Origin of the sequence: Flavobacterium rhizophilum (genome assembly GCF_046000485.1) — a bacterium.
Lineage (GTDB): Bacteria > Bacteroidota > Bacteroidia > Flavobacteriales > Flavobacteriaceae > Flavobacterium > Flavobacterium rhizophilum.
This window is the reverse complement of the sequence record NZ_JBELQB010000009.1, coordinates 1-23122: the sequence shown is the minus strand read 5'-3', so window position 1 is coordinate 23122 and position 23122 is coordinate 1. Positions and strand designations below refer to the sequence as shown.

Below are 23122 nucleotides of genomic sequence, written 5' to 3'. Positions count from 1 at the left end.
GTATCTTTACAAAAATATTCAGGTATGTCACAAATCCTTAAAATAGGGCACAGGGGGGCAAAAGCTCATGTAGCCGAAAATACGCTGGCTTCTTTTCAGTATGCTCTTGATATAGGGGTGAACGGATTGGAGCTTGATGTTCATGTTTGCAGTACCGGAGAACTGGTAGTAATACACGATTTTACGGTAGACAGGACAACAAACGGATCTGGAGAAGTACATAAAATGACACTTGCCGAGCTAAAGGCACTAACAGTGGAAGGTGAGTATAAAATCCCTACGTTGGAGGAGGTTTTGGAGTTGGTAGGTAAGAAATGCTTCCTGAATATTGAACTAAAGGGGCGCCATACGGCGGTTCCGGTTTCAGAGCTTATGGAAAGGTATATAGCCGAAAAAGGCTTTACGTATAACGACTTTATAGTGTCCAGTTTTCAAAGGGAAGAATTAATGGTAATGCACGATATGAATCCTAATATTCATTTGGGTATACTAACACAGGCCAGTGTTACCCAGGCGTGGAGATGGGCAGAGGAGTTTTCGGCAAAAGCCATTCACCCACATTTTTCACTGCTTACCGAAAGTAATGTGAAAAAAGCACAGCAGGCAGGCTATAAGGTATATACCTGGACTGTAAATGAGACTGAAGATATTGAACGAATGAAATTATATGAGGTTGACGGAATTATGTCTGACTATCCCGAGCGTTTATGAGTAAAAGTTTTGATGTAGTAATTGCCGGCGGGGGTGCTGCCGGATTTTTTACGGCTATTAATATAGCCGAGGGTAACCCTAAACTTAAAATAGCAATACTGGAACGTGGCAAGGAAGTGTTGTCTAAAGTCCGTATTTCGGGAGGGGGCAGGTGTAATGTAACCCATGCCTGTTTTATTCCTAATGATTTGGCTAAGTTCTACCCGCGTGGGGAAAGGGAGCTAAAAGGGCCTTTTAACCGCTTTTGTTCGGGTGATACTATTGAGTGGTTTGAAAGACATGGTGTGGAACTTAAAATTGAGGAAGACGGTAGGATGTTCCCGGTAACCGACAGTTCGCAAACCATTATAGACTGTTTTTTAAATGCAGCCGCAAGCTTGGGTATACAGGTTTTAACAGGCGAAAGTATCCAAAACATATACAGGGCAGAAGACTATTGGAAAATAGAAACCCAAAAGGAAACCTATCTTTCTGCAAAACTGGTAATGACTACAGGGAGTAATCCTAAAATGTGGGATATGATGCACGAGTTAGGGCATACCATAGTACCACCTGTACCATCACTATTTACCTTTAACATAAAAGACCCGCGTATTAAAGACCTAATGGGTATTTCGGCAGTGGCTTCCGTTAAGGTAAAAGGTACTAAACTAAATGCATCCGGGCCTTTGCTTATAACCCACTGGGGGATGAGTGGTCCTGGTATATTGAGGGTATCGGCTTGGGGTGCCCGTGAACTTTTTGATAAAAACTACCAGTTTACATTACAGGTAAACTGGCTTAACGAAACAGATTTTGAGGAATGTGAAGAAATCTTGTGGGGCTTAAAACAGGATCAGCCTAAAAAAACGGTTATAAAATATTGTCCGTTTGATTTTCCTAACCGTTTATGGCATAGCCTTGTTAGTGCGGCGGGGATTCAGGCAGAGGCACGCTGGGCAGATGTTTCCAAGGTACAGTTACTGGCACTTGTGGCACAGTTGGTAAATGGTGAGTTTAAGGTGAATGGTAAAAGTACGTTTAAGGAAGAGTTTGTAACCGCGGGAGGTATTGAACTAAAGGAAGTAAACTTTAAAACCATGGAGAGTAAAATGCAAAAGGATCTCTATTTTGCAGGAGAGATACTTAATATAGATGCCATTACCGGAGGGTTTAATTTCCAGAATGCCTGGACTGGGGGATACATAGTGGCACAATCGGTTTTAGAAGAAATTTAGTTTTTTACGCAACTTTTTTAATTTTATAGCATCTTATTGAAAACCAATTAATTGTATGTTATGAAAAAATCACTATTACTTTTATGTTTTTTAGCCTTTTTTACGGCTTGTTCTGATGACTCTGAGACTCAGTCTGTCGGAGATGATAATCAATTACCTGTGGGGAACAAAGTTGTATTGCTAAAAGTTGACCTGCTTACCAATACTTTTGAAGGTGGTAAGGAACTTGCTTTTCCTGAGAATGATGCCTTTACCCTAATTTATGATTATAACCCGCCTGGTGATTTTGGAGATATTACACTTATTTATGAGGAAGTGTCTGAACCAATTTTTGCAGGAGGTATTGTATGGGCCGGTATGGGTGAAATGACATATCCTGAAAGTATTGATGCCCCAGAAACATTTTCTACAATTAACGGTACTGTTACTCAGCCTGCAGAATCACAGTTTGAATCGTATTTTAATGAGGAGTTTAATTTTTATTATGATAATATTGACTATAACGGGATTTGGTCGTCAGTAAGTAATCTGGCTGTGGTAAAAGAATACAGGGAGAGTAATCCTGATTCAAAAGTCAATTTGTATTTGTACACACCTAGTGTAGGCGTAGGAGATCCTGCCGATTGGGACTGGTTTGTTATCCTGAAAAATTAACTGCTTAGGTATATTCTATTATATGTAAAAGCCCCTTCTATAGAAGGGGCTTTTTGGGTAAATGATTAATGTTTAAGTTAGTTCCAGTTTCTTATTCTCCTGGTACTAAAGCTGTCATTGCTACCATCGGGCGGGGTAACGTAGCCTTTGGTATAAATGGTGTAAATGCTTTTGGGTGTAAAGTTGACATCTGCATAAGTGTATAGTACTTCTCCGTCGGGGTTGGTAAAAGTAAGGGTATGAGTACCGCTGTCAATTTCAATAAAATCAGTTGCCTGTTTAAACTCAATACCACTTGCTAGTTCATTATCCTGTAGGTTAACACCTATTGCAGGAGCATCGGGAGAGAGATTGATAAAACGTACCATTGATTTATCGGCGGTAGAAGGGTATTCCAATACATCATCATACACTACCAGTTCTATATTGGCAAAAGTATTTACGGCAAATACGCTAAAAAAAGTACCTGCCTCAAGGGTTTTATCTACAGATGCAAGCTCGTTACCGGCGGCATCCTGTATACTGAAAGTACGGTCGCCTAAATAGAAGTTGTAGTAACCGGCAGCATTTGGATAATTTAAAGCCGAACTGTTTATACTGTTGGCATCAGCATAAAAAAACAAATCACCGGAGTCGGGACTGGCATTGGCAATCATACCCAGCGAAACATTTGGGTCGGGATAATAGTAATAATAGTCGTCATCCGTATTACAGCCTATAAAAGCCAAAACCGGAAGGAGTAGTAGTAGGGATTTTAAAATTTTCGTTTTCATAATCACACAGTTTATTTAACCTAATATAAATTTTTTCAGGATAAGTTTATGGTTTGTAGAGTTTTAGTTTATTAATAAGATGTTTTTGGTATGACAGGGTTGCGTATTGCAGGTGTTAAAGCCGTCTGTTTTAACATGATTTTAATATAGTAGTATATTTTGTAGTTTTGTGTAAATAATACAATAAAGATATGCAGGATATAAAGGTAGCAGTAGATGCAGTAGTTTTTGGGTACCGGCAAAATACGCTGTATGTATTACTTATACAGCAAAAGTTTGCAGGACAAAAAGCCTATTGGGCCTTACCGGGCGGACTCGTAAAAGACAATGAGTCGCTTATGGATGCCGTAACCCGTGAGCTAAAGGAAGAAACCAATGTTGAGGTAAACTACATGGAACAACTGTATACCTTTGGTGATGATTTGAAAAGGGATTCCAGAAACAGGGTAATATCTGTTGCTTATTTTGCTTTGATAGATTCTTCCAAAACCAACATTAAAGCTGATACCGATGCCGATAAAGTACAATGGTTTCCTGTTAAGGAAGTACCGCATTTGGCTTTTGATCATAATCTTATCCTTCAAACCGCTTTTAAAAGACTTAAATCAAAACTTACCTATAAACCGGTTGGTTTTGATTTATTGCCTAAAGAGTTTCTTTTCTCAGACCTAGAGAACCTGTACTGCACTATTTTAGAAAAAGAGATAGACAGGCGCAACTTCAGGAAAAAAATATTAAGCTTTGATATTGTTGAAGAGACTGATAGGTTTGCCGAAAAGAAAACAGGCCGTCCGGCACGTCTTTTCCGTTTTAACAGCCATAAGTACAAAGCTCTTGAAAAAGAAGGTTTCCTGTTTGAAATAAAATTTGCGTAAAAATTACACAAAATATTTTGTCAGGAAACTTTACTTCTATAACTTTGTGTAAAAATAACGCAAATATGATACTTAATTTAGACAATACCTTTAGTCCGCTTACAGGGAAGGAAATAAGCTTTAAGGCTTTTGCCTTTTATGGCGGGGAACCACATATTAAAATTGAGCCCGATTTTGACGTTAATCAAACGGTGAACATCACGCAGCGCATAAAATCGTTTAACGACTTAGGTCTGCTTGCTGTTGCTACAGATGCTCTTAAAAGAATGGGGGTAAGTAAACTTAACCTTTTAGTGCCTTATTTTCCGGCAGCCCGCCAGGACAGGTTAATGGTGGCGGGAGAACCGCTAACGGTAAAAGTATATGCCGATATTATCAATAACATGCAGTTTGATAAGGTTATGGTTTTCGATCCCCACTCTGATGTTACTCCGGCACTTTTAAATAACTGCGAAGTGATATCAAACCATGCTTATATAAAAGAGGTAATAAACAGGATAGGTAATGATGTAAAACTAATTTCTCCCGACGGCGGTGCTCTTAAAAAAGTGTATAAACTATCTGAATACCTTGGCGGTGTTGAGGTTGTGGAGTGCAGTAAGAGCAGGGATGTGAAAACAGGCAAGCTTTCAGGATTCAAAGTGTATGAAGATGATCTTGCCGGAGCCGACTGCCTTATTGTAGATGATATTTGTGATGGCGGAGGTACTTTTACAGGACTGGCACAGGCGCTAAAAGATAAGAATGCAGGAAGACTATACCTGGCAGTGAGTCACGGTATTTTCAGTAAAGGATTTGAGGTGTTTGGAGATGCCTTTGCCAAAATATTTACTACTGATTCTTTCACCGATATTGATAACCCTAATGTTGAACAAATAAAACTAACGCTATGAACCCATTATTATTAACAGACGGCTATAAAGTAGACCACAGAAGACAGTACCCGCAGGGAACAACAATGGTATACTCTAACTGGACACCAAGAAAATCAAGGATACAGGCAGTAGATGAGGTGGTGTTTTTCGGGTTACAGTATTTTATAAAAAAATATGTCATAGAAGATTTTAACCAATACTTTTTTGGAAAACCAAAAGAAGAGGTGGTGAAAAAATATGCAAGAAGAATAAACAATTACCTTGGGGAAAATCAGGTAGGTACTGCCCATATAGAAGCACTGCACGATTTGGGTTACATTCCTATGGTATTTAAGGCATTGCCCGAAGGGGCTTCTGTTCCGCTTCGTGTACCTATGTTTACCATGTATAATACTATGCCCGAGTTTTTCTGGTTAACCAATTATTTTGAAACACTGCTTTCTGCTGTGGTATGGCTACCATGTAATTCGGCTACAATAGCAAGAGAGTACAGAAAGATACTGGACAGGTATGCTGCCGAAACGTCTACACTTGAAGAGTTGGTAAACTGGCAGGCACACGACTTCTCTATGAGAGGTATGGGCGGAGTGGAAGCTGCGGTAACTTCGGCTGCGGGTCATCTGCTTAGCTTTACGGGAACCGATACCATTCCGGCAATTGATTTCCTTGAGGAATACTATAATGCCGATTCAGATAAAGAACTTATAGGCGGGTCTGTAGCTGCTACAGAACATTCTGTAATGTGCATGGGAACCAATGAGGGGGAGTATGAAACCTTTAAAAGGCTTATTTGTGAGGTGTATCCTAAGGGAATAGTATCTATAGTGTCTGATACCTGGGATTTATGGAAAGTGCTTCAGGACTACCTGCCAAGGCTTAAAAACAAGATAGATAACAGGGAAGGTAAAGTGGTTGTAAGGCCTGATAGCGGTGATCCTGCAGATATTTTATGCGGTAATCCTAATGGTACAACCGAGGCCGAAAGAAAAGGAGTGGTTGAACTGCTTTGGGATATTTTTGGAGGCACTGTAAACAGTAAAGGTTATAAAGAACTTATCCCGCAAATAGGTGCTATTTATGGGGATAGTATTACGCTGGAAAGGGCTGCCGAAATTTGTGAAAGGCTTAAACAAAAAGGATTTGCATCTACTAATGTAGTATTGGGGATTGGGTCATTTACTTATCAATATAATACAAGGGATACCTTTGGTTTTGCCATGAAAGCAACCTATGGTGAGGTAAACGGAGAAGGCAGGGAAATATTTAAAGATCCTGTAACTGACGACGGAACCAAAAAATCGGCTAAAGGTCTTATGAAAATAGAACTTAAAGACGGGAAATATAGTTTAAAAGATCAGGTAAGCAGGGAAGAAGAAAAAACCGGAGAACTTAAGGAAGTTTTCAGGGATGGGAAATTGCTAAAGGAAACAACACTGGCAGAAATAAGGGAACGAGTAAAAGCAAAAAGCGCTGTTGATGCCATATAATAAAAAAGGCTGTCTTAAAATGTCATTCTGAATGTAACGCAGTGAAATGAAGAATCTCAGGTCAATAAGCCTGAGGTTTTTCCTGTCGTCAAAATAACAGTGTGATTAATGATTTTAAGACAGCCTTTATTTTATTTATTAAGCCACCATATAGAGGCGTTAAGTATAAGTGCAAAGCTTACCCATATCATGTAGGGTATAAACAGGTAAGTAGCTATTTTGTTTACCTTGTTAAACTGTGCTATGGTCTCATAGATAAACAGCCACAACAGTATAATCTCTATAAGTGCCAGTAACGGATTTTTAAGCCCGAAAAACAAATAGGACCACAGCATGTTAAGTGCCAGCTGGATAAAAAAGTAGGTAAGCCCTTTTTTAACGATTTCTTCTTTTTCGTCCAGTTTATCCCATACTAAGGCTCCTGCAACTCCCATTATAACATATAAAAATGTCCATACCGGCATAAAAAGCCAGTTGGGCGGATTAAACGAAGGTTTTTCCAGCGTGGGGTACCAGGTGTCAACACTTTCGCGGGTTACAATAGATGCCAGATAGCCTACGGCGAGGCATAGAAAGACCAGCAGAATAATTTTTCCGATTCGATTCATGGTATTTTAGGTTGGTTCGCACCCAAAGTTAATAAAACAGAAAAAATATATTTCCATAAAAAGCTATCTTTGCATAAATTTTATGATATGCTATCGGAAAAGGATTTTATTCCTGCAAACTATACTTCTTTTGTACAAAACGGCAGTTTTGAGTGGAGTGCTCCCAGTAACATAGCCCTTGTTAAGTACTGGGGTAAAAAGGAGAACCAAATACCGGCTAACCCTTCGGTAAGTTTTACACTTAATAACTGTAAAACTATCACTAAGCTTAAATTTGAGAAAAAGGAAAATAACGGTTCTTTTTCTTTCGATTTGCTTTTTGAAGGTCAGCCAAAGCCCGACTTCCGTCCTAAAATTGAAAAGTTTTTGCAAAGAACAGAGCAGTACCTTCCGTTTTTAAAGGAGTATCATTTTGTAATCGATACCCAAAATACTTTTCCTCACAGCTCGGGTATAGCTTCTTCAGCCTCGGGTATGGCGGCTCTTGCCATGAATTTTATGAGTGTGGAAAAACAGTTAAACCCTCAAATGGACGATGCTTATTTTTATGCTAAGGCTTCTTTTCTTGCCCGTTTGGGTTCGGGGAGTGCCTGTCGTAGCGTAAAAGGTAATGTGGTAGTGTGGGGTGAGCATAGTGATTTTGCCGAAAGTACAAATCTGTATGGGATTGAATTCCCGTATATATTACATGACAACTTTAAAAACTATCAGGATACCATACTGCTGGTAGATAAAGGAGAGAAACAGGTGTCGAGCACCGTAGGGCATGAGCTTATGCACGGTCATCCGTTTGCACAGCAGCGTTTTGCCCAGGCGCATGAAAACCTTTCAAAACTTAAAGATGCTTTAGTAAGCGGAGATCTTGATGCTTTTATAAAAATAACCGAAAGTGAGGCGTTAACGCTGCATAGTATGATGATGACATCCATGCCTTATTTTATACTGATGAAGCCTAATACGCTCGAAATAATAAACAGGATATGGGAGTTTAGAAATGAAACTGATATACCTGTATGCTTTACGCTGGATGCGGGTGCTAATGTACATGTACTGTATCCTGAAAACGATAGAGTTAAAGTTTTGGAATTTATTAAGAATGAATTAGTTGCCTATTGTCAAAACAGTCAGTACATTTGCGACGAAATTGGTAATGGAGCACAACAGATAGCTTAAGACAATATTTTAGGAAATCTGCGGTTTTTTAATTATCTTTAATAAAAATACATCCTAATGAAAGGACCTTTATTTTATTCGAAAATACTTCTTTTTGGGGAACATGGTATCAACAAGGGCTCCAAAGGTCTTGCTATTCCTTATAACTTTTATAACGGAGGGCTAAGGTTAACAGATACCGATACTGAACTTGCGAAAAAATCGAATGAGAAGCTTAGGGGCTTTGTTGCATATCTTGAAGAAATGCAGCAGGAAGAACCGGGGCTGGTTACTTTTGATATTGAGAGCCTAAACCGTAATGTTGAGGCCGGACTGTATTTTGACTCAAGTATCCCGCAGGGATATGGTATAGGGAGTAGTGGTGCTTTAGTAGCAGCAATTTACGACCAGTATGCCAACGATAAAATCACGGTGCTGGAAAATCTTACCCGTGAAAAGCTAATGCAGCTTAAAAAGATATTCAGTAAAATGGAGTCATACTTCCATGGTACAAGTTCGGGGTTAGATCCTTTAAACAGTTACCTGAGCCTGCCTATACTTATCAATTCACATGATAATGTTGAGGCTACCGGTATCCCAATGCAAAACCTTGAAGGTAAGGGAGCGGTATTTTTACTGGATTCGGGTATAGTTAAGGAAACCGCACCAATGGTGCAGATTTTTATGGAGAGCCTAAAGGATAAAGGTTTCCGTAATATGATCAAAACACAGTTCCTTAAATATACTGATGCCTGTATTGAAAACTTCTTACATGGTGATGTAAAATCGCTTATCAACAATACTAAAGAGCTTTCCAAAGTGGTATTCAATAACTTTAAGCCTATGATTCCTGAAGGATTCCACGAGTTATGGCAAAAAGGTATCGAATCAAACGACTACTACCTGAAACTTTGCGGATCAGGCGGCGGAGGCTACATACTTGGTTTTACCGAAAACATTGATAAGGCTAAAGAATCACTAAAAGGGCACAAGCTGGAAGTGGTTTATCAGTTTTAAACTGTGGATTATTTCAATTGGCTAACCAATTCTTTTTTTAAATCCGTTTTTATAGCGTTTCCCTTAGTTATACCGGTATATTTACTGCTTAAAATAAATGACTTAAGTGCAAAGATGTTTAGGGAATATTTTGTTTTAACTTCGGTAAAGTTTTTAAGGTTAACAGGAATTGCCTATATGTTGTTTTTCATTTTTCATTTTGATATCAATGTGATGTATGTGAAAAAAGTTTTTGGGGAATATATATCCGGTCCTTATTGGTTTTCATACTGGTTCTCAATTTTTATGTATTTTTCTTTAAGTCAGTTGCTTTGGCTAAAACCGATATATTCAAAAAAGAGCTCGCTTATAATATTTTCAACATTTTTATTAGTATTGCCGTCACAAAGGTTACTGTTGTCTATTGTTACTTTCAACCGTGATTCTCTCTACTCTTTCTGGATGTTGTACCCGTCAGATATTTTGACAGACCTTGTTATAAGTATATTGGTTTTTGTTTTATTGATACTGTGTGTAGTGCGTATAACTAAATATCTTAATACTAAAAAAAACATATATCATGACGAAAAGGGGTAGACTTATTGTGAATAAGATGCTTCCTGAAATGAAGTATGATCTTAAAGAAAGGTTGATTAGTTTGGTTAAGGAAAAAGAACTTTTGGACCTGACAGATTATTTAAATGCCTTTCTCGAAAATTTTGTAGAGTATGAAACAAGACATTTTTTTGGAGAGAATATCGCTAAGGTAGACGATTTGGTAATGTATACATATAAGTATACAGGCGGTTCTTTACATAATCATTGCGTAGTTTCAATGAACAGATATATGTATTTTAATCCGATATATGATGGTGATTTTTCAATTGAAAGGTACGATTTGCGCTGTGAACTGGAATATGTGTTAGATGAGGCTATTGATGATGGATTTACAGAAGAGATTAAAAAACTGACATATTATGTTGAAAATGATAGTTTTGAAGAAGAAAAGAAGTCTTTTTTAGAAGCCTATCACTCCAATAATCTTATAAAAAAGTTACTTAGTTTAACACCTGTTTCTGTAGCAATTTACTTATATTGTGATACTTAATTAAAGGTTAAATTCGGTTATTCTTATACCGTATACGTTGTATTAGTTAGTTAAAAATATGGCTTCAAGAAAATCCCGCTTAACAGTAATGAAAATTCTCAGCTTGTTTTCTGTGGTGCGTGGTTATAATATACCTGTAATAGCACTGGCACAATACCTGTCGGCTATATTTATATTGGCACCTAATGAGCGTGCCCTTGATGTTATACTGGATTTAAACCTATTCCTTATAGTATTGGCTTCCACGCTAACTATAGCATCGGGCTATATTATCAATAACTTTTATGATGCCCAAAAGGACCTTATAAACCGTCCTAAAAAATCAATGCTGGACAGGTTGGTAAGCCAGCAAACAAAACTAAAAGTTTACTTTACCCTTAATATACTGGCAACCCTTATTGCCTTTGTAGTATCATGGCGTGCGGCTTTCTTTTTCTCGGCTTATATTTTCCTGATATGGTTTTATTCACATAAGCTTAAAAAGTATGCCGTAATAGGAAACTTAACGGCAGCATTACTTGCGGTACTTCCCTTTTTTGGGATACTAATGTACTTCAAGAATTTTTATCAGGTAATTTTTGCCCATGCTTCCTTTTTATACCTGCTTATACTTATTCGTGAAATAATTAAAGACCTTGAAAATATAAAAGGGGATTTGGTTGCCGATTATAAAACAATTCCTGTTTTATATGGAGAAAAAACGGCTAAGTACATTATTATGGGGCTTACGTTTTTAACCGTTATTCCCGTATTTCTTTTAATAGAGGTGTATGATGTGGGGTATATGGATCTATACTTTTACGGTGGGATGATTTTTATCGTTTATTTCCTTTTAAAGCTGTGGAAATCCCAAACGCATGAAGACTATTTGCTGTTGCATAACGTACTTAAATTCCTCATTGTTTCCGGGGTTTTCTGTATCGTGCTTATAGATCCTTCTGTTTTAGTTCACGGTAGGAAGCTTTTATCAATGATTTAATTCTATCTTTGCAAAAAATAATCAGATGAATAACAATAACAGGAGAGGCAACGCATCCGGTAAGGGAGGTAATGACAGGAAGAAAACGGGCGGTAATAATTCACGTTCGGGAAGCAATAGCGGAAAACCATCATTTGATAAGCCGGGCTTTGGCAATAAAAAACCATACGGCAGTAAGCCTTACGATAAATTTGAGAAGAAAACACCAGCTACACCTAAGGCTACAAAGCCTTCAGATGAGCTTCGTTTAAATAAATATATTGCAAACTCAGGGATGTGTTCGCGCAGGGATGCCGATTTATACATCAGCTCGGGTAATGTAAAAGTGAATGGTCAGGTAATCACCGAAATGGGTTACAAAGTAAAACTTAACGATAAAGTTGAGTTTGACGGGACGACTATTACACCGGAGAAAAAAGAATACATACTGCTTAATAAACCTAAAAACTTTGCCACATCGGGAGATGAGGGTAAGGATATGCGTAATGTTATGGAGCTGGTTCGTATGGCTACAAAAGCCAATATACAACCGGTAGGCAGAATGGACAGGAATACTACCGGACTGCTTATATTTACGAATGATACTGATATGATTCGTAAGTTTAGCCTGCCTAACCAAAAGTCATTCAAAATCTATCAGGTGTCGTTAGACCGTAACCTTAAGTTTGAAGATTTTGAAAAGATAGCAGGTGGTGTTACTTTAGATAATCACAGGCTTATGATAGACGAAATAAGCTACATTGAAAATCAGCCGAAAACAGAAATAGGAATAAAACTAAGAACACAAAATGTGAAGGTAGTTAGAGCTATTTTTGAGAGCTTTAATTATGATGTGCTAAAAGTAGACCGTGTTTCTTATGCCGGATTAACCAAAAAGAATTTACCAAGGGGTATTTGGAGATTCCTTACAGAACAGGAAATCATAAACCTTAAGAATATAAAATAAAAAAATCCCCTGCATCGCAGGGGATTTTTTATGATAATTCATCTTAAAACTCATTCAAATCATCTTCGGGCTTTACATTAAACACTGCTTTTTTAGCAGGTTGTTTGTTACCGTCCAGTCCGCGTTTTCTAAGTAGTGGTTCTATAGAAGGTTCTGCGCCCCTAAACTGTTTGTACAGTATCATTGGGTCGGCAGTACCACCTCTTTCAAGTATGTTCATCTTGAATGACCTTGCGGTTTTTTCATCAAACAATGAAGTGTTCTTAAAGGCTTCAAACGCATCGGTATCCAATACGCCCGACCATATATAACTGTAATACCCAGCGGAATATCCACCGCTAAAAATATGATTGAAGTAGGTACTTCTGTAGCGCGGTATTATAGCATTAGGTAATCCTATCTTTTTCATTGATTCCTCTTCAAACGGTACCACATTTTGGTTTAATGGTTCGGTAAGAGAGTGGTAATCCATATCCAGGTAAGAGGCTGCCAGGTATTCCAATGTAGCAAATCCCTGATCGAATGTTGCAGCCTGCTGTAGTTTTTCTATAAGCTCATCAGGAATCACTTCACCGGTTTTGTAATGCTTGGCATACATTTTTAATACTTCCGGTTCGGCAGCCCAGTTTTCCATAATCTGTGAAGGCAGTTCTACAAAATCAGTATATACACTGGTTCCCGATAGGCTTTCGTAAGTCACATTAGAAAGTAATCCGTGCAATGCGTGTCCAAACTCATGGAAAAATGTGGTAGTCTCGTCAAAAGTAAGCAGGGCAGGGTTGTTGCCTACCGGCTTAGAGAAGTTACATACTATAGATATTATAGGAGCAACACGAGTGCCTCCCTCCATTTTTTCCTTTCTGTATGATGTCATCCATGCACCCCCTCTTTTAGAGCTCCTCGGGAAAAAATCCATGTATAATACCCCTATATGGTTGCCCATGTTATCAATCACTTCCCATGCAGTAACATCCTTATGGTAAACAGGTACGTTTGTAAGTTGTTTAAACTCCAGTCCGTATAAGTTTTTGGCTACCATAAAAATGCCTTCCCTAACGTTTTCTAGGCTAAAGTAAGGTTTCAGTTCCTGTTCGTCCAGGTCATAACGTTGTTTTCTTATCTTCTCGGTATAATACCTCCAGTCATAAGGTTGAACATTGTCTTTAATACCGTCGGCAACCATCATTTTTTTAATGTCAGCTTCCTCTTCTTTTGCCTTTTTAAGAGCAGGTTCCCATATCTGGTCCAGTAGTTTGTATACGTTTTCAGGTGTTTTGGCCATCCTTTCCTCAAGAATGTAATCTGCATGGCTTTTGTGGCCTAACAGTTTAGCTTTTTCCATTCTCAGGTTTACCAGTTGTACCACATTACTCCTGTTGTCGTATTTGTCACCATTATCACCGCGACGCTGGTAGGTATTCCATATTTTTTTTCTCAGTTCCCTGTTCTCTGCATACTGAAGGAACGGCATTACACTTGAGTTATGAAGCGTAAACACCCATTTCCCTTTTTTATCTCTTGCTTCGGCTTCTTCGGCTGCGGCAATTATTAACTCTTCCGGTAATCCGGCAAGCTCTTTTTTGTGCTCAACAACAAGTTCGTACGAATTGTTTTCTGCCAGTACATTATCACCAAATTTTAACGATAGCACCGATAGCTCTTCGTTTATTTTTCTAAGTCTTTCCTTATCGCTTTGATTTAAGGCTGCACCATTCCTTATAAAAGCCTTGTATTTGGTTTCAAGCAGTTTGGTTTGTTCCCCGTTAAGTTTCAGTTCTAACTGGGTATCCCATACGGTTTGTATCCTTTGGAACAGCTTTTCGTTAAGGTATATGTTATCATTGTTTTTAGCCAGCTCGGGAGCAATTTCCTGAGCCAGTGCCTGTATAGTATCGTTAGTGTTTGCCGAACTCAGGTTATAAAAAACAGTGGTAACCCTTCTTAAAAGGTTTCCAGAATTTTCAAGCGCTTCAATTGTATTGCTAAAGTTGGCTTTGGAACTGTTATTGGCAATAGCCTCAATTTCGTTTTGCTGCAATGCAATGGCCTCCATAACGGCAGGCTTAAAATGCCTGTTTTCTATAAGGTCAAACGGTGGAACTTCATATGGTGTCTCATATACGGCAAGAAGCGGATTGTTTTCTCCAATGGTTTCCGCTTTGTTCTCTCTTTGGCATGACATAAGTATACTGGTGGTTATGCTTAAAAATAAAAGTGATTTCCTATTCATGAATGAATGCTTTTCTAGACAGAAAGTAAAGTTATTTTAATTTGGCTTACCAAGCAACAATTATTAATGCCAAGTTAAATTTTTACAAATTAAATCTAACAAACTCTCTTCATATCAGTAAATTATATAACTTTATTTAGGAGTAGAAAAAAATAGGGTATGAAAAAGCCTGTTAAAAAAATAATTACGGTAACATTAAAGTGGCTGGGAGGTATAATAGCTTTTGTACTGCTAATGCTGTATTTAATTCCGCTTGTTTTTCCGGGCACTGTGGCGCAACAGGTAAAGAACTTTGCTAATAGCAGCCTGGACGGCGAACTTGATTTTACCGAGTCTAAATTTTCTTTTTTTACCCACTTTCCATCCCTAACCGTATCGCTTGACGATTTTATACTAAAAGGTTCGGCTCCTTATAAGGGCGATACACTTTTACAGGCCGATAAGGTTTCTTTCGGAATCAATTTAAAAAGACTGTTGTTTGATCGTGAAATCAAGATTGATGAGATATATGTTTCGGACGCCTTTATCAATGTGATGGTAAACGAACGGGGAGAGGCTAATTATAATGTTTATGTTGCTCCCGAAAAAACACCCGATACCATAGATTCCAATACGTCTTTAAGACTGGAAAGGGTAGACTTTCATAACTGTCATATTAAATATAATGATAAGTCGGCTAAAATACTAACCGAGGCTTTCGGTTTTAACTATATAGGCAAAGGTAATTTGAGTGAGGATGTTTTTGATCTGAGTACCGATGCCCGTATTGATTCGCTCGATTTTTATTATGACGGGATTCCTTATTTGGAACGAAAAAGGTTAAGGGCCAATTTGATTACACGTATCAATACCAATTCCCTTTCGTTTGTTTTAGAGAAAAACGAGTTACGCATTAACCGTTTTCCACTTGAGTTTACAGGCTTTTTTACCATACTTAAACAGGGTTATGATATAGATATTAATGCCGTTTCTGCCAATCACAGGTTTAATGAGCTGTTGTCATTATTGCCTCCGCAGTATAATTACCTTAGGGAAAAATCAAAAATTAAAGGGCGGAGTGATTTTCAGTTTGTTTTTAAAGGTAGGTATGATGCTTCAAGAAACCGGCAGCCTGATATGGGGTTTAACCTGAAAGTTAGAGATGGTTTTGTGCATTATGAGGACTCACCTTATCCTTTCTCTGATTTCACACTTGATGTTAGTGCACTTGTGCCGTCGCTTGATTTCAGGCAGCTTGATTTAAAACTCAGGACACTTGATTTTAAAGTGGGTCAGGATTATTTTCATGCCGATGTGACTTCTAAAAACTTTCCTGATATGACCCTTAAGGCAAATGTAAAAGGTGCGGTAGATTTGAAAACACTGCAAAATGCATTAGGATTTACAGGGTTTGATATGGCAGGTGTTATAAAGGCCGATGTAAAGGCGAAGGGAGTTTACAATCAGGAGAAAAAACTGTTTCCTAAAACCCAAGGAGGTTTTAGCCTGGAAGGCGGGCATATTAAAACAGCCTATTATCCCAACCCGATTACAGATATAAAGTTTATAGCATCGGTACAAAATGAAGCAGGTACTTTTGAAGACTTAAAAATTGCAGTTACCCCGGCTTCTTTCATTTTTGAAGAGAATCCTATATATATAAACGCTATACTCTCTAACTTTAATGATGTGGCTTATGATGTTAAGGCAAAAGGAGAATTAGATCTTGCCAAAATATATAAGGTGTTTGCCACCAAAGATTTAGATATACAGGGGTATGCAAAAGCCGACCTTTCCCTAAAAGGAAAGCAAAGCTATGCTGTGAACGGGCAGTATAATAAGCTGGATAATAAAGGCACACTGGAGCTTAGGGATATTAAGGCTACATCGGCTTCTTTTCCAAAAGCATTTTATATTAATGGTGGGAAATTTACTTTTGATAATGAAAAAATGTGGTTTGATTCTTTTACAGCCACCTATGGTAAGTCTGATTTTGCCATTAAAGGATATCTGCTAAACGTAATGAATTACTTTTTTGAAACGAATGTGATGGTGAAAGGTGATTTTACTGCAAACTCCTCTCTTATTAATATAGATGAGTTTATGGCATTACAGGAAGGGGAGAATAAAGAACAATCTGCTGAAATAAATAATATAAAGCAGCAAGGGGGAGCACAACCATCGGGAGTTGTAGTGTTACCTTTAAATTTAGATATTGTGCTTGTTGCGAATGCTAAAAAGGTAGAATATACCGGTTTGGTGCTTAACGACCTTAAAGGAAGAGTCGCAGTAAACAACGGAAAGTTTTTTATACAAAACGGAGCCTTCTCCATAATAGGGTGCAGGGTAAACGTAGATGCCGAATATGATGATGAGTCTCCGGTCACAGGGAGTTTCAAATTACATTTAAAAGCAAAAGACTTTGATGTGAAAAAGGCCTATAACGAAGTGCCTCTTTTCAGGGAACTGGCTTCGTCGGCCGAGAATGCAGAAGGTATAATATCTGCCGATTATAAAGTGGAAGGGGACTTTGATGCTAACATGAGTCCTATTTACGAATCACTAAAAGGTGGTGGTACCGTTTGGGTTCGCAATGTACAGTTATCGGGTTATAAACTGTTTAACGTGTTGGGTTCAAAAACTGGTAGCGACGGGTTAAACGATCCCAATCTTGAGGATATAGAAATTAAGTCGGCTTTAAAAAACAGCATTATAACCATAGAGCCGTTTAAGTTTAAGGTGTCGGGCTTCCGTCCAAAAATAGAGGGGCGCACCAGTTTAAAGGGGGCGCTTAACCTTAAAATACGTTTAGGGCTGCCTCCGTTGGGTATCATAGGTGTACCTGTTGTGGTAACAGGTTCTCAGGATAATCCTAAAATAAAAATATTCAGTAAAACAGGAGAGGAGATCCCCGAATCCAAATATAATGAGATAATGAATCAGGTTGAGGCAGAAGAAGGCAGGGGAGGAGAAGGCAGGGGAGGAGAAGTAGCTCCGCCAAACGGAGAACAACAGCTATCACCCGATGCTGAGCAACCTGAAAATAATAAAGAAGAAAACGTACCTGACACTGATAAGTCGGTAGGTATAGATAAGGAGTAAAAACAAAAAATCCCGGAACATCCGGGATTTTTTATTAAGCGTTTAGTGCTTCAACTTTAATATCATGGTCGTTAAGCATGTCCTTCAGCATGTTCTCAATACCACTCTTAAGGGTAAAGGTTGATGAAGGGCATCCGCTGCAGGCACCCTGTAATATTACCTTAACACGTTTTTCTTTTTCGTCATAAGAATCAAAAGCAATATTGCCACCGTCTCCGGCTACTGCAGGTTTTACATATTCTTCCAGTATATTGATAATGCGTTGTGAAGTTACATCAAGCGAATCAAAATAAGCTTCCTGCTGTTTTTCACTTTGCGGAGTTTTTTGAATTAAAGACTCGTCGATAACCGTTTTGCCTTCTTCAATAAATACTTTTATGAAAGAACGAATCTCTGCTGTAATTTCATCCCATTCGGTAACAGCATACTTAGTTACAGATATATAGTTCTCGTCAATAAATACCTCCTTAACAAAAGGAAACTTGAATAGTTCTTTTGCTAATGGTGATGCAAGTGTTTGATCTATGTTTTTGAATTCTGCAGGAGTTTTGGTAAGTCTTTTGTTCGATACGAATTTTAAAACTGCCGGGTTTGGTGTGCTCTCCACATATACTGTAGAAGGTACTTTCTTTTGTACTTCGGTACTCTCTTTAACGATTTCTCCGCCGTTGTTTACAAATTCCTCAATTTGTGACGCTACGTCGTCCTGTACATCTTCCCACTCAACTATTGAATATTTTTCTATGGCAATAAAATTTCCCGATATGTAAATTGTTTTTACGAACGGAAGGAAAAACAATTGTTTTGCCAGTGGAGACGTTGCTGTCTCATCGATATTCTTGTATTCAAAGTTGCCGCTTTTTGCGATAAAATCACTGAACTCAAATTTTAGAATTGCAGCATTTTGTGTGGGTTTTATAGTTATTTTTTCCATGTTTGTCAGAAGTTTAGGTTGCAAAGGTACAAACAATTACAAAAAAGAAAATGAAGATGGTAGGGTAAAAATAAGTAAGCCTGTTACATTAAAAGCAGCATTGTACTTGTTTTATAGAAGTTTTAAGTTAATATTTGTTGAAATTTTCATGAATTTTGTGATTTTTCAAAATTTAACCGTTAAGTTTTTATTGAATAAGTATATTTGATTTTTTATTTTCCTAACACTTTTTTAATGTGTTTTATTTGTATTAATACTATTGAATCATTCATAAAATTTGCTATATGATTAGACTACTACTAACCGCGTTTTTGTTCTTAGCAACATTAACGACCTATGCACAGTCGGATATAGTCGTTTACAGTACGAACCCTACTAATGAATATACAGAGGGTGAAACGCTAACGTTTACGGTAACGATAACCAATAATGGTCCTGATCCGGCTTCAAATGTACATGTGTACTATGCCATTCCTCCCGGGCTTATGCCTATACCTAACGGGTATATCAGATTTTGGTGGACAGGAAGTAACGGTACATCTGGTACAAATGTTGACCTGGACAGTACAATCCTTACATTAGGGGTTAACCAAACTGTTAGTTATACTATTAATATTAAGTTCCCAAGTGAATTTACAGATGAGCTTGAAGATATTCAGGTTACTTACGATTCCCATTCGGATATCGAGGTTGTAAATACCGACGGGCAAACCAATTACACTGCCGGTACACAATCGGTATATACGGTAACAGTAACAAACAACGGTCCTGAAGATGCGGTCAATGTAGAAGTGGAAAACCTTATCCCTGCCGGTATTACCGGCTTTTCGTGGGTTGGGGACAACGGTTCTTCGGGTACAAATGTTAACCTGAATGATACTATAGCTTCACTTCCGGTAGGTTCAACAGTGACTTATACTATAACGCTTGATGTTCCTGCAGGTTTTATAGATCCTATTGCAAGCACATTTACTTATAGTGGTGTAGACGATCCTACACCTACATGTGAGCAGTGTACAGATATAGATTATCCTGATACAGGTGCTGATATCGTAGTAGTTAATACCGACGGACAGGATGTATATACTGCGGGTACCCCTTCTGTTTATACAATTACAGTTTCTAATAACGGTACTGTAGATGCAGATAATGTTGAGGTTGCTTTTGTTGTGCCTGCCACAGTAACAACTGTGGCTTGGGTTGGTGACAATGGCTCGTCTGGTACTATAGCCGATTTGACTGATTCTATTGGAACACTTACAGCTGGAGATACGGTTACTTATACGGTAACAGTAGATGTGCCGGCGGCATTTACAGGTGATTTCACAGTTAATACAATTGCTACAACAACGAGTCCTGATACAGACGGTACTTGTCCGCTATGTTCGGATACAGATTACGAAACGGCTTCTGCCGATATAGTAGTAGTGAATACAAACGGGCAGGAGATGTATACTCCGGGCTCTTCTTCTGTTTATACGGTAACCGTAACCAATAATGGTCCTACGGCTGCAGCAAACGTTCAGGTTAACAATGCTATTCCGGCAGGAATAACAAACTTCTCATGGACGGGAGATAACGGTACATCAGGTACTAATTCTGATTTAGCCGATACAATTGCTTCTCTGGCAGCAGGTGAGACAGTAACTTATACAATAACACTAGATGTTCCTGCGGGTTATACAGGTTTGCTTACCAGTGAAACAACTGTGACTAGCGATACTCCTGATCCGGATCCGTCATGTGATGCGTGTGTTGATACAGATAGCGATGCTCCTTTAGCAGATTTAGTAGTTACTAAAACACTTGCTTCAGGAACCTCCTATACTGCAGGTTTAGATGCTGTTTATACTATTACAGTAGAAAATATGGGGCCTACAGAAGCCCAAAATATAAACGTTTCTGATGTTATTCCGGCAGGTATAGATCCTACTACGGTTACCTGGACAGGAAGTAACGGTGCCAGTGGTACAGGAAACCTTTCAGATGTTATAGCAACATTAGCTGTTGGTGATGTAGTTACTTATCAGTTGATAATGCCTGTTCCTAGCAATTTCGATCAAACGGCAGATATTGTTAATGAAGTGGTGGTAACCAGCGACACTCCGGATCCGAATCCTGCATGTCCTGACTGTATCCATACAGCTACGCCAAATCCATTAGCAAACCTTATGGCTGTTAAAACAAACGGACAGACTACTTATGTTTCAGAAACACAGACTATTTATACCATAACGGTAACCAATCCTGGTCCTAGTGATGCGGTTAATGTCGTAGTATATGACCAAAAACCATATCAGGTTTCTATTATGTCCTGGACGGGGAATGGTACGAGTGGCACAGGTAACCTTAATAATACTATCCCTGTTCTTGCGGCAGGTGAGTCTGTTGTCTATGAAGTTATTGTCGATATACCGGAAAATTATCACTTAACGGTAGGACCACTTGAAAATGAGGTTTCTGTAACCAGTGATACTCCAGATCCTGTTCCTGTTTGTCCAACATGTATAGATATAGATCAACCTTCTTCAAACTTCCTTACGGTGTCACAAAGCAAATATACGGTGCCAGAGCTGGTAAAAGACATATTAATTGGTGTGGATTGTGTAGGTATTGAAAATATCACATGGAGTTCCGGACCAAACTTTGGACAAACAGATAATGGTATAGGCTATTTTGAAGCCAATAACTCAAGTTTCCCTATTCAGTCAGGTCTTATTCTTCAGTCAGGGAATGCAATGCAGGCCGGAGGGCCTAATACTAATACCCCTCCTGGTGATGGTACACTTTCCGGAGGAAGTTGGACTGGTGACGGTCAGCTTTTAACCTATATGCAGGGGCTTGGATTTAATGTGAATAGTTATAATGATGCTACTATTATAGAATTTGATTTTACACCGATATCAGACCATATGAGTTTTAACTTCCTTTTCGCTTCAGAAGAGTATGGTACTTATCAGTGTAGTTTCTCAGATGCTTTTGCTTTCTTCTTAAATGATGTTACTACAAGCGGGCCTGTAACAAACCTTGCGCTTATACCGGGTACAACAACTCCTGTATCTGTAGTATCTATTAGGGATAGTCAGTATAACACAGGATGTAGTTCAGAAAATGTAGATTCTTTTGGGCAATATAACGGTAATGCTCCGGGTAACGCTAGTGCTGCGATTGACTTTAATGGTCAAACAGTAGTATTAACAGCAGAATCAGATGTGGTACCGGGTAACGTTTACCATATTAAGTTAGTTATTGCCGATAGAAATGACCACGCTCTGGATTCGGCAGTATTCCTTGAGGCGGGGAGTTTTAATATTGGTCAGCCTGTACTTCCGGATGATTTAACTATTGCAAACGGTGGTGCTTTATGTCCAACAGAAACTGTTGAACTTTCTGTTGCTTCAGATGCTGACTTCCTTTATCAGTGGCAAAAAGATGGTGAACTGATTCTTGATGAAGATGGTGATCCTATAGATACAGATACTTATCTTGTTACAGAACCGGGTGTTTATACCGTATTGGCTTCATTTGTATCAAGTCCTGACTGTCAGCTTGAAGATTCAGTAAGAATTGAATTCCAACCGGAGGTTGAGATGAACGACCCTATTGATTTAGTACAATGTGGAGACATTAATGCTCCTACACAAACATTTGATCTTACTCAAAATAATGATGTAATGGGTGATGGTTATCCATTATTACAATTCTATTATATCTATTATTTTGAATCACTTGAAGATATAGATAACAATAACTCTATATTTAATCCTTCAACTTATGAGGGTACTAATGGTCAGACTATTTATGTAACGGTACAGTCGCCGGCTAATAACTGTTATACTTTAAGAGAATTCCAGTTAGAGGTTATTGACTGTGAGGTGCCAATTGATCCTCTTGACCCTATTGCGGTTTGTGAGCCACAACCTTATGACAATGTTGAAATATTTGATCTTACTGAATATGAAGACCAGATTACAGCAAACCTTTCGTCTCCTGAAAACTATGTAATAACGTATTATAATAGTGAGGCCGATGCTGAGGCTGCTGTAGCCGGAACTGAAATTGCAGATACTGTAAACTATTCAGGTACAAATGAGATTGTATATATAAGAGTGCAGAATACAGTAATTCCAGAGGCTTATAATGTAGCTCCTTTAGAACTTATTGTTAATCCTCAACCGGAAGTAGTTCTTCCTACAGGTCCATACGAGGCATGTGTTAATGACGGGTATATTTTACCGGCTTTAACTACCGGTTCATATTTTACCGGTCCTTCCGGAACAGGAACGCAGCTTAATGCCGGAGATGCTGTGACTGTTTCTCAAACAGTATATGTATATGCTGTTTCAGGTACAGCTCCATATACTTGTGATAATGAGGATAGTTTTGAGGTGGTAATATTCCCGCTCCCAAGCATCCCTTCCCCAATCACGAACTACGTTCAGTGTGACCAGACGGACCCTGATGCCAATGATGGTATTGAGGAGTTTGATTTAACT

The 23122-nt window shown here is 38.5% G+C and carries 17 protein-coding genes; 13 read left to right on the top strand and 4 right to left on the bottom strand.

Features of this window, described 5'->3' with window-relative positions; translation table 11 throughout:
- Positions 1-24: 24 nt before the first annotated feature.
- Genes ABS768_RS12275 through ABS768_RS12265 form a run of 3 tightly spaced genes read left to right on the top strand, consistent with a single transcriptional unit; the run spans position 25 to position 2582 of the window.
- Positions 25-711 (top strand): glycerophosphodiester phosphodiesterase, encoded by a 687-nt coding sequence (locus tag ABS768_RS12275; protein WP_408075254.1) that lies wholly within the window; start codon positions 25-27, stop codon positions 709-711.
- Positions 708-1928 carry a BaiN/RdsA family NAD(P)/FAD-dependent oxidoreductase gene (locus ABS768_RS12270; RefSeq protein WP_408075253.1) on the top strand — a complete coding sequence of 407 codons (1221 nt, stop codon included), beginning with the start codon at positions 708-710 and terminating at the stop codon, positions 1926-1928. The genes ABS768_RS12275 and ABS768_RS12270 overlap by 4 nt, the downstream gene beginning before the upstream one ends.
- Before the next feature lie 60 nt (positions 1929-1988).
- Positions 1989-2582, top strand: a complete 594-nt coding sequence (locus ABS768_RS12265) for a hypothetical protein (protein WP_408075252.1) — start codon at positions 1989-1991, stop codon at positions 2580-2582.
- A 77-nt stretch (positions 2583-2659) separates the two neighbouring features.
- On the opposite strand, the gene ABS768_RS12260 is transcribed toward ABS768_RS12265, so the two are convergent.
- Positions 2660-3355 carry a DUF4397 domain-containing protein gene (locus ABS768_RS12260; RefSeq protein ID WP_408075251.1) on the bottom strand — a complete coding sequence of 232 codons (696 nt, stop codon included), beginning with the start codon at positions 3353-3355 and terminating at the stop codon, positions 2660-2662.
- A 191-nt stretch (positions 3356-3546) separates the two neighbouring features.
- Between ABS768_RS12260 and ABS768_RS12255 the strand changes: the two genes are divergently transcribed.
- From ABS768_RS12255 to ABS768_RS12245, 3 genes are all read left to right on the top strand, one after another.
- On the top strand, positions 3547-4230 hold the full coding sequence (locus ABS768_RS12255) for an NUDIX hydrolase (RefSeq protein ID WP_408075250.1): 684 nt from the start codon (positions 3547-3549) through the stop codon (positions 4228-4230).
- Positions 4231-4295: 65 nt separating this feature from the next.
- The gene (gene prs / locus ABS768_RS12250) at positions 4296-5123 is read left to right on the top strand and encodes a ribose-phosphate diphosphokinase (protein WP_408075249.1); all 828 of its coding nucleotides are present in this window, start codon (positions 4296-4298) and stop codon (positions 5121-5123) included.
- Positions 5120-6592: a nicotinate phosphoribosyltransferase gene (locus ABS768_RS12245; protein WP_408075248.1), complete on the top strand. Its 1473-nt coding sequence runs from the start codon at positions 5120-5122 to the stop codon at positions 6590-6592. The genes prs and ABS768_RS12245 overlap by 4 nt, the downstream gene beginning before the upstream one ends.
- Before the next feature lie 131 nt (positions 6593-6723).
- Here the strand turns inward: ABS768_RS12245 and ABS768_RS12240 are convergent, their stop codons facing one another.
- Entirely contained in the window at positions 6724-7200 is a 477-nt protein-coding gene (locus tag ABS768_RS12240; protein ID WP_408075247.1) for a TspO/MBR family protein, read from the bottom strand.
- An 87-nt stretch (positions 7201-7287) separates the two neighbouring features.
- On the opposite strand from ABS768_RS12240, the gene ABS768_RS12235 reads away from it, so the two are divergent.
- The 5 genes from ABS768_RS12235 (at position 7288) to ABS768_RS12215 (ending at position 12381) form a co-directional block, all read left to right on the top strand.
- Complete coding sequence (locus tag ABS768_RS12235; RefSeq protein ID WP_408075246.1) at positions 7288-8373, top strand: diphosphomevalonate/mevalonate 3,5-bisphosphate decarboxylase family protein; 1086 nt, start codon at positions 7288-7290, stop codon at positions 8371-8373.
- Positions 8374-8430: 57 nt separating this feature from the next.
- Positions 8431-9369, top strand: a complete 939-nt coding sequence (locus tag ABS768_RS12230) for a mevalonate kinase family protein (protein WP_035135972.1) — start codon at positions 8431-8433, stop codon at positions 9367-9369.
- A gap of 559 nt (positions 9370-9928) precedes the next feature.
- Positions 9929-10456: a hypothetical protein gene (locus ABS768_RS12225; protein WP_408075245.1), complete on the top strand. Its 528-nt coding sequence runs from the start codon at positions 9929-9931 to the stop codon at positions 10454-10456.
- A 58-nt stretch (positions 10457-10514) separates the two neighbouring features.
- Entirely contained in the window at positions 10515-11435 is a 921-nt protein-coding gene (locus ABS768_RS12220) for a geranylgeranylglycerol-phosphate geranylgeranyltransferase (protein ID WP_408075244.1), read from the top strand.
- A gap of 25 nt (positions 11436-11460) precedes the next feature.
- Positions 11461-12381 carry a pseudouridine synthase gene (locus ABS768_RS12215; protein ID WP_408075243.1) on the top strand — a complete coding sequence of 307 codons (921 nt, stop codon included), beginning with the start codon at positions 11461-11463 and terminating at the stop codon, positions 12379-12381.
- A gap of 43 nt (positions 12382-12424) precedes the next feature.
- On the opposite strand, the gene ABS768_RS12210 is transcribed toward ABS768_RS12215, so the two are convergent.
- Entirely contained in the window at positions 12425-14611 is a 2187-nt protein-coding gene (locus ABS768_RS12210; protein ID WP_408075242.1) for a M3 family metallopeptidase, read from the bottom strand.
- Positions 14612-14770: 159 nt separating this feature from the next.
- Here ABS768_RS12210 and ABS768_RS12205 point away from each other — a divergent pair, with 159 nt between their 5' ends.
- The gene (locus tag ABS768_RS12205) at positions 14771-17692 is read left to right on the top strand and encodes an AsmA family protein (protein WP_408075241.1); all 2922 of its coding nucleotides are present in this window, start codon (positions 14771-14773) and stop codon (positions 17690-17692) included.
- Between the two features lie 34 nt (positions 17693-17726).
- On the opposite strand, the gene ABS768_RS12200 is transcribed toward ABS768_RS12205, so the two are convergent.
- The gene (locus ABS768_RS12200; protein WP_408075240.1) at positions 17727-18626 is read right to left on the bottom strand and encodes a NifU family protein; all 900 of its coding nucleotides are present in this window, start codon (positions 18624-18626) and stop codon (positions 17727-17729) included.
- Positions 18627-18910: 284 nt separating this feature from the next.
- On the opposite strand from ABS768_RS12200, the gene ABS768_RS12195 reads away from it, so the two are divergent.
- A partial coding sequence (locus ABS768_RS12195) for a choice-of-anchor L domain-containing protein (protein ID WP_408075239.1) occupies positions 18911-23122 on the top strand: 4212 nt, incomplete at its 3' end.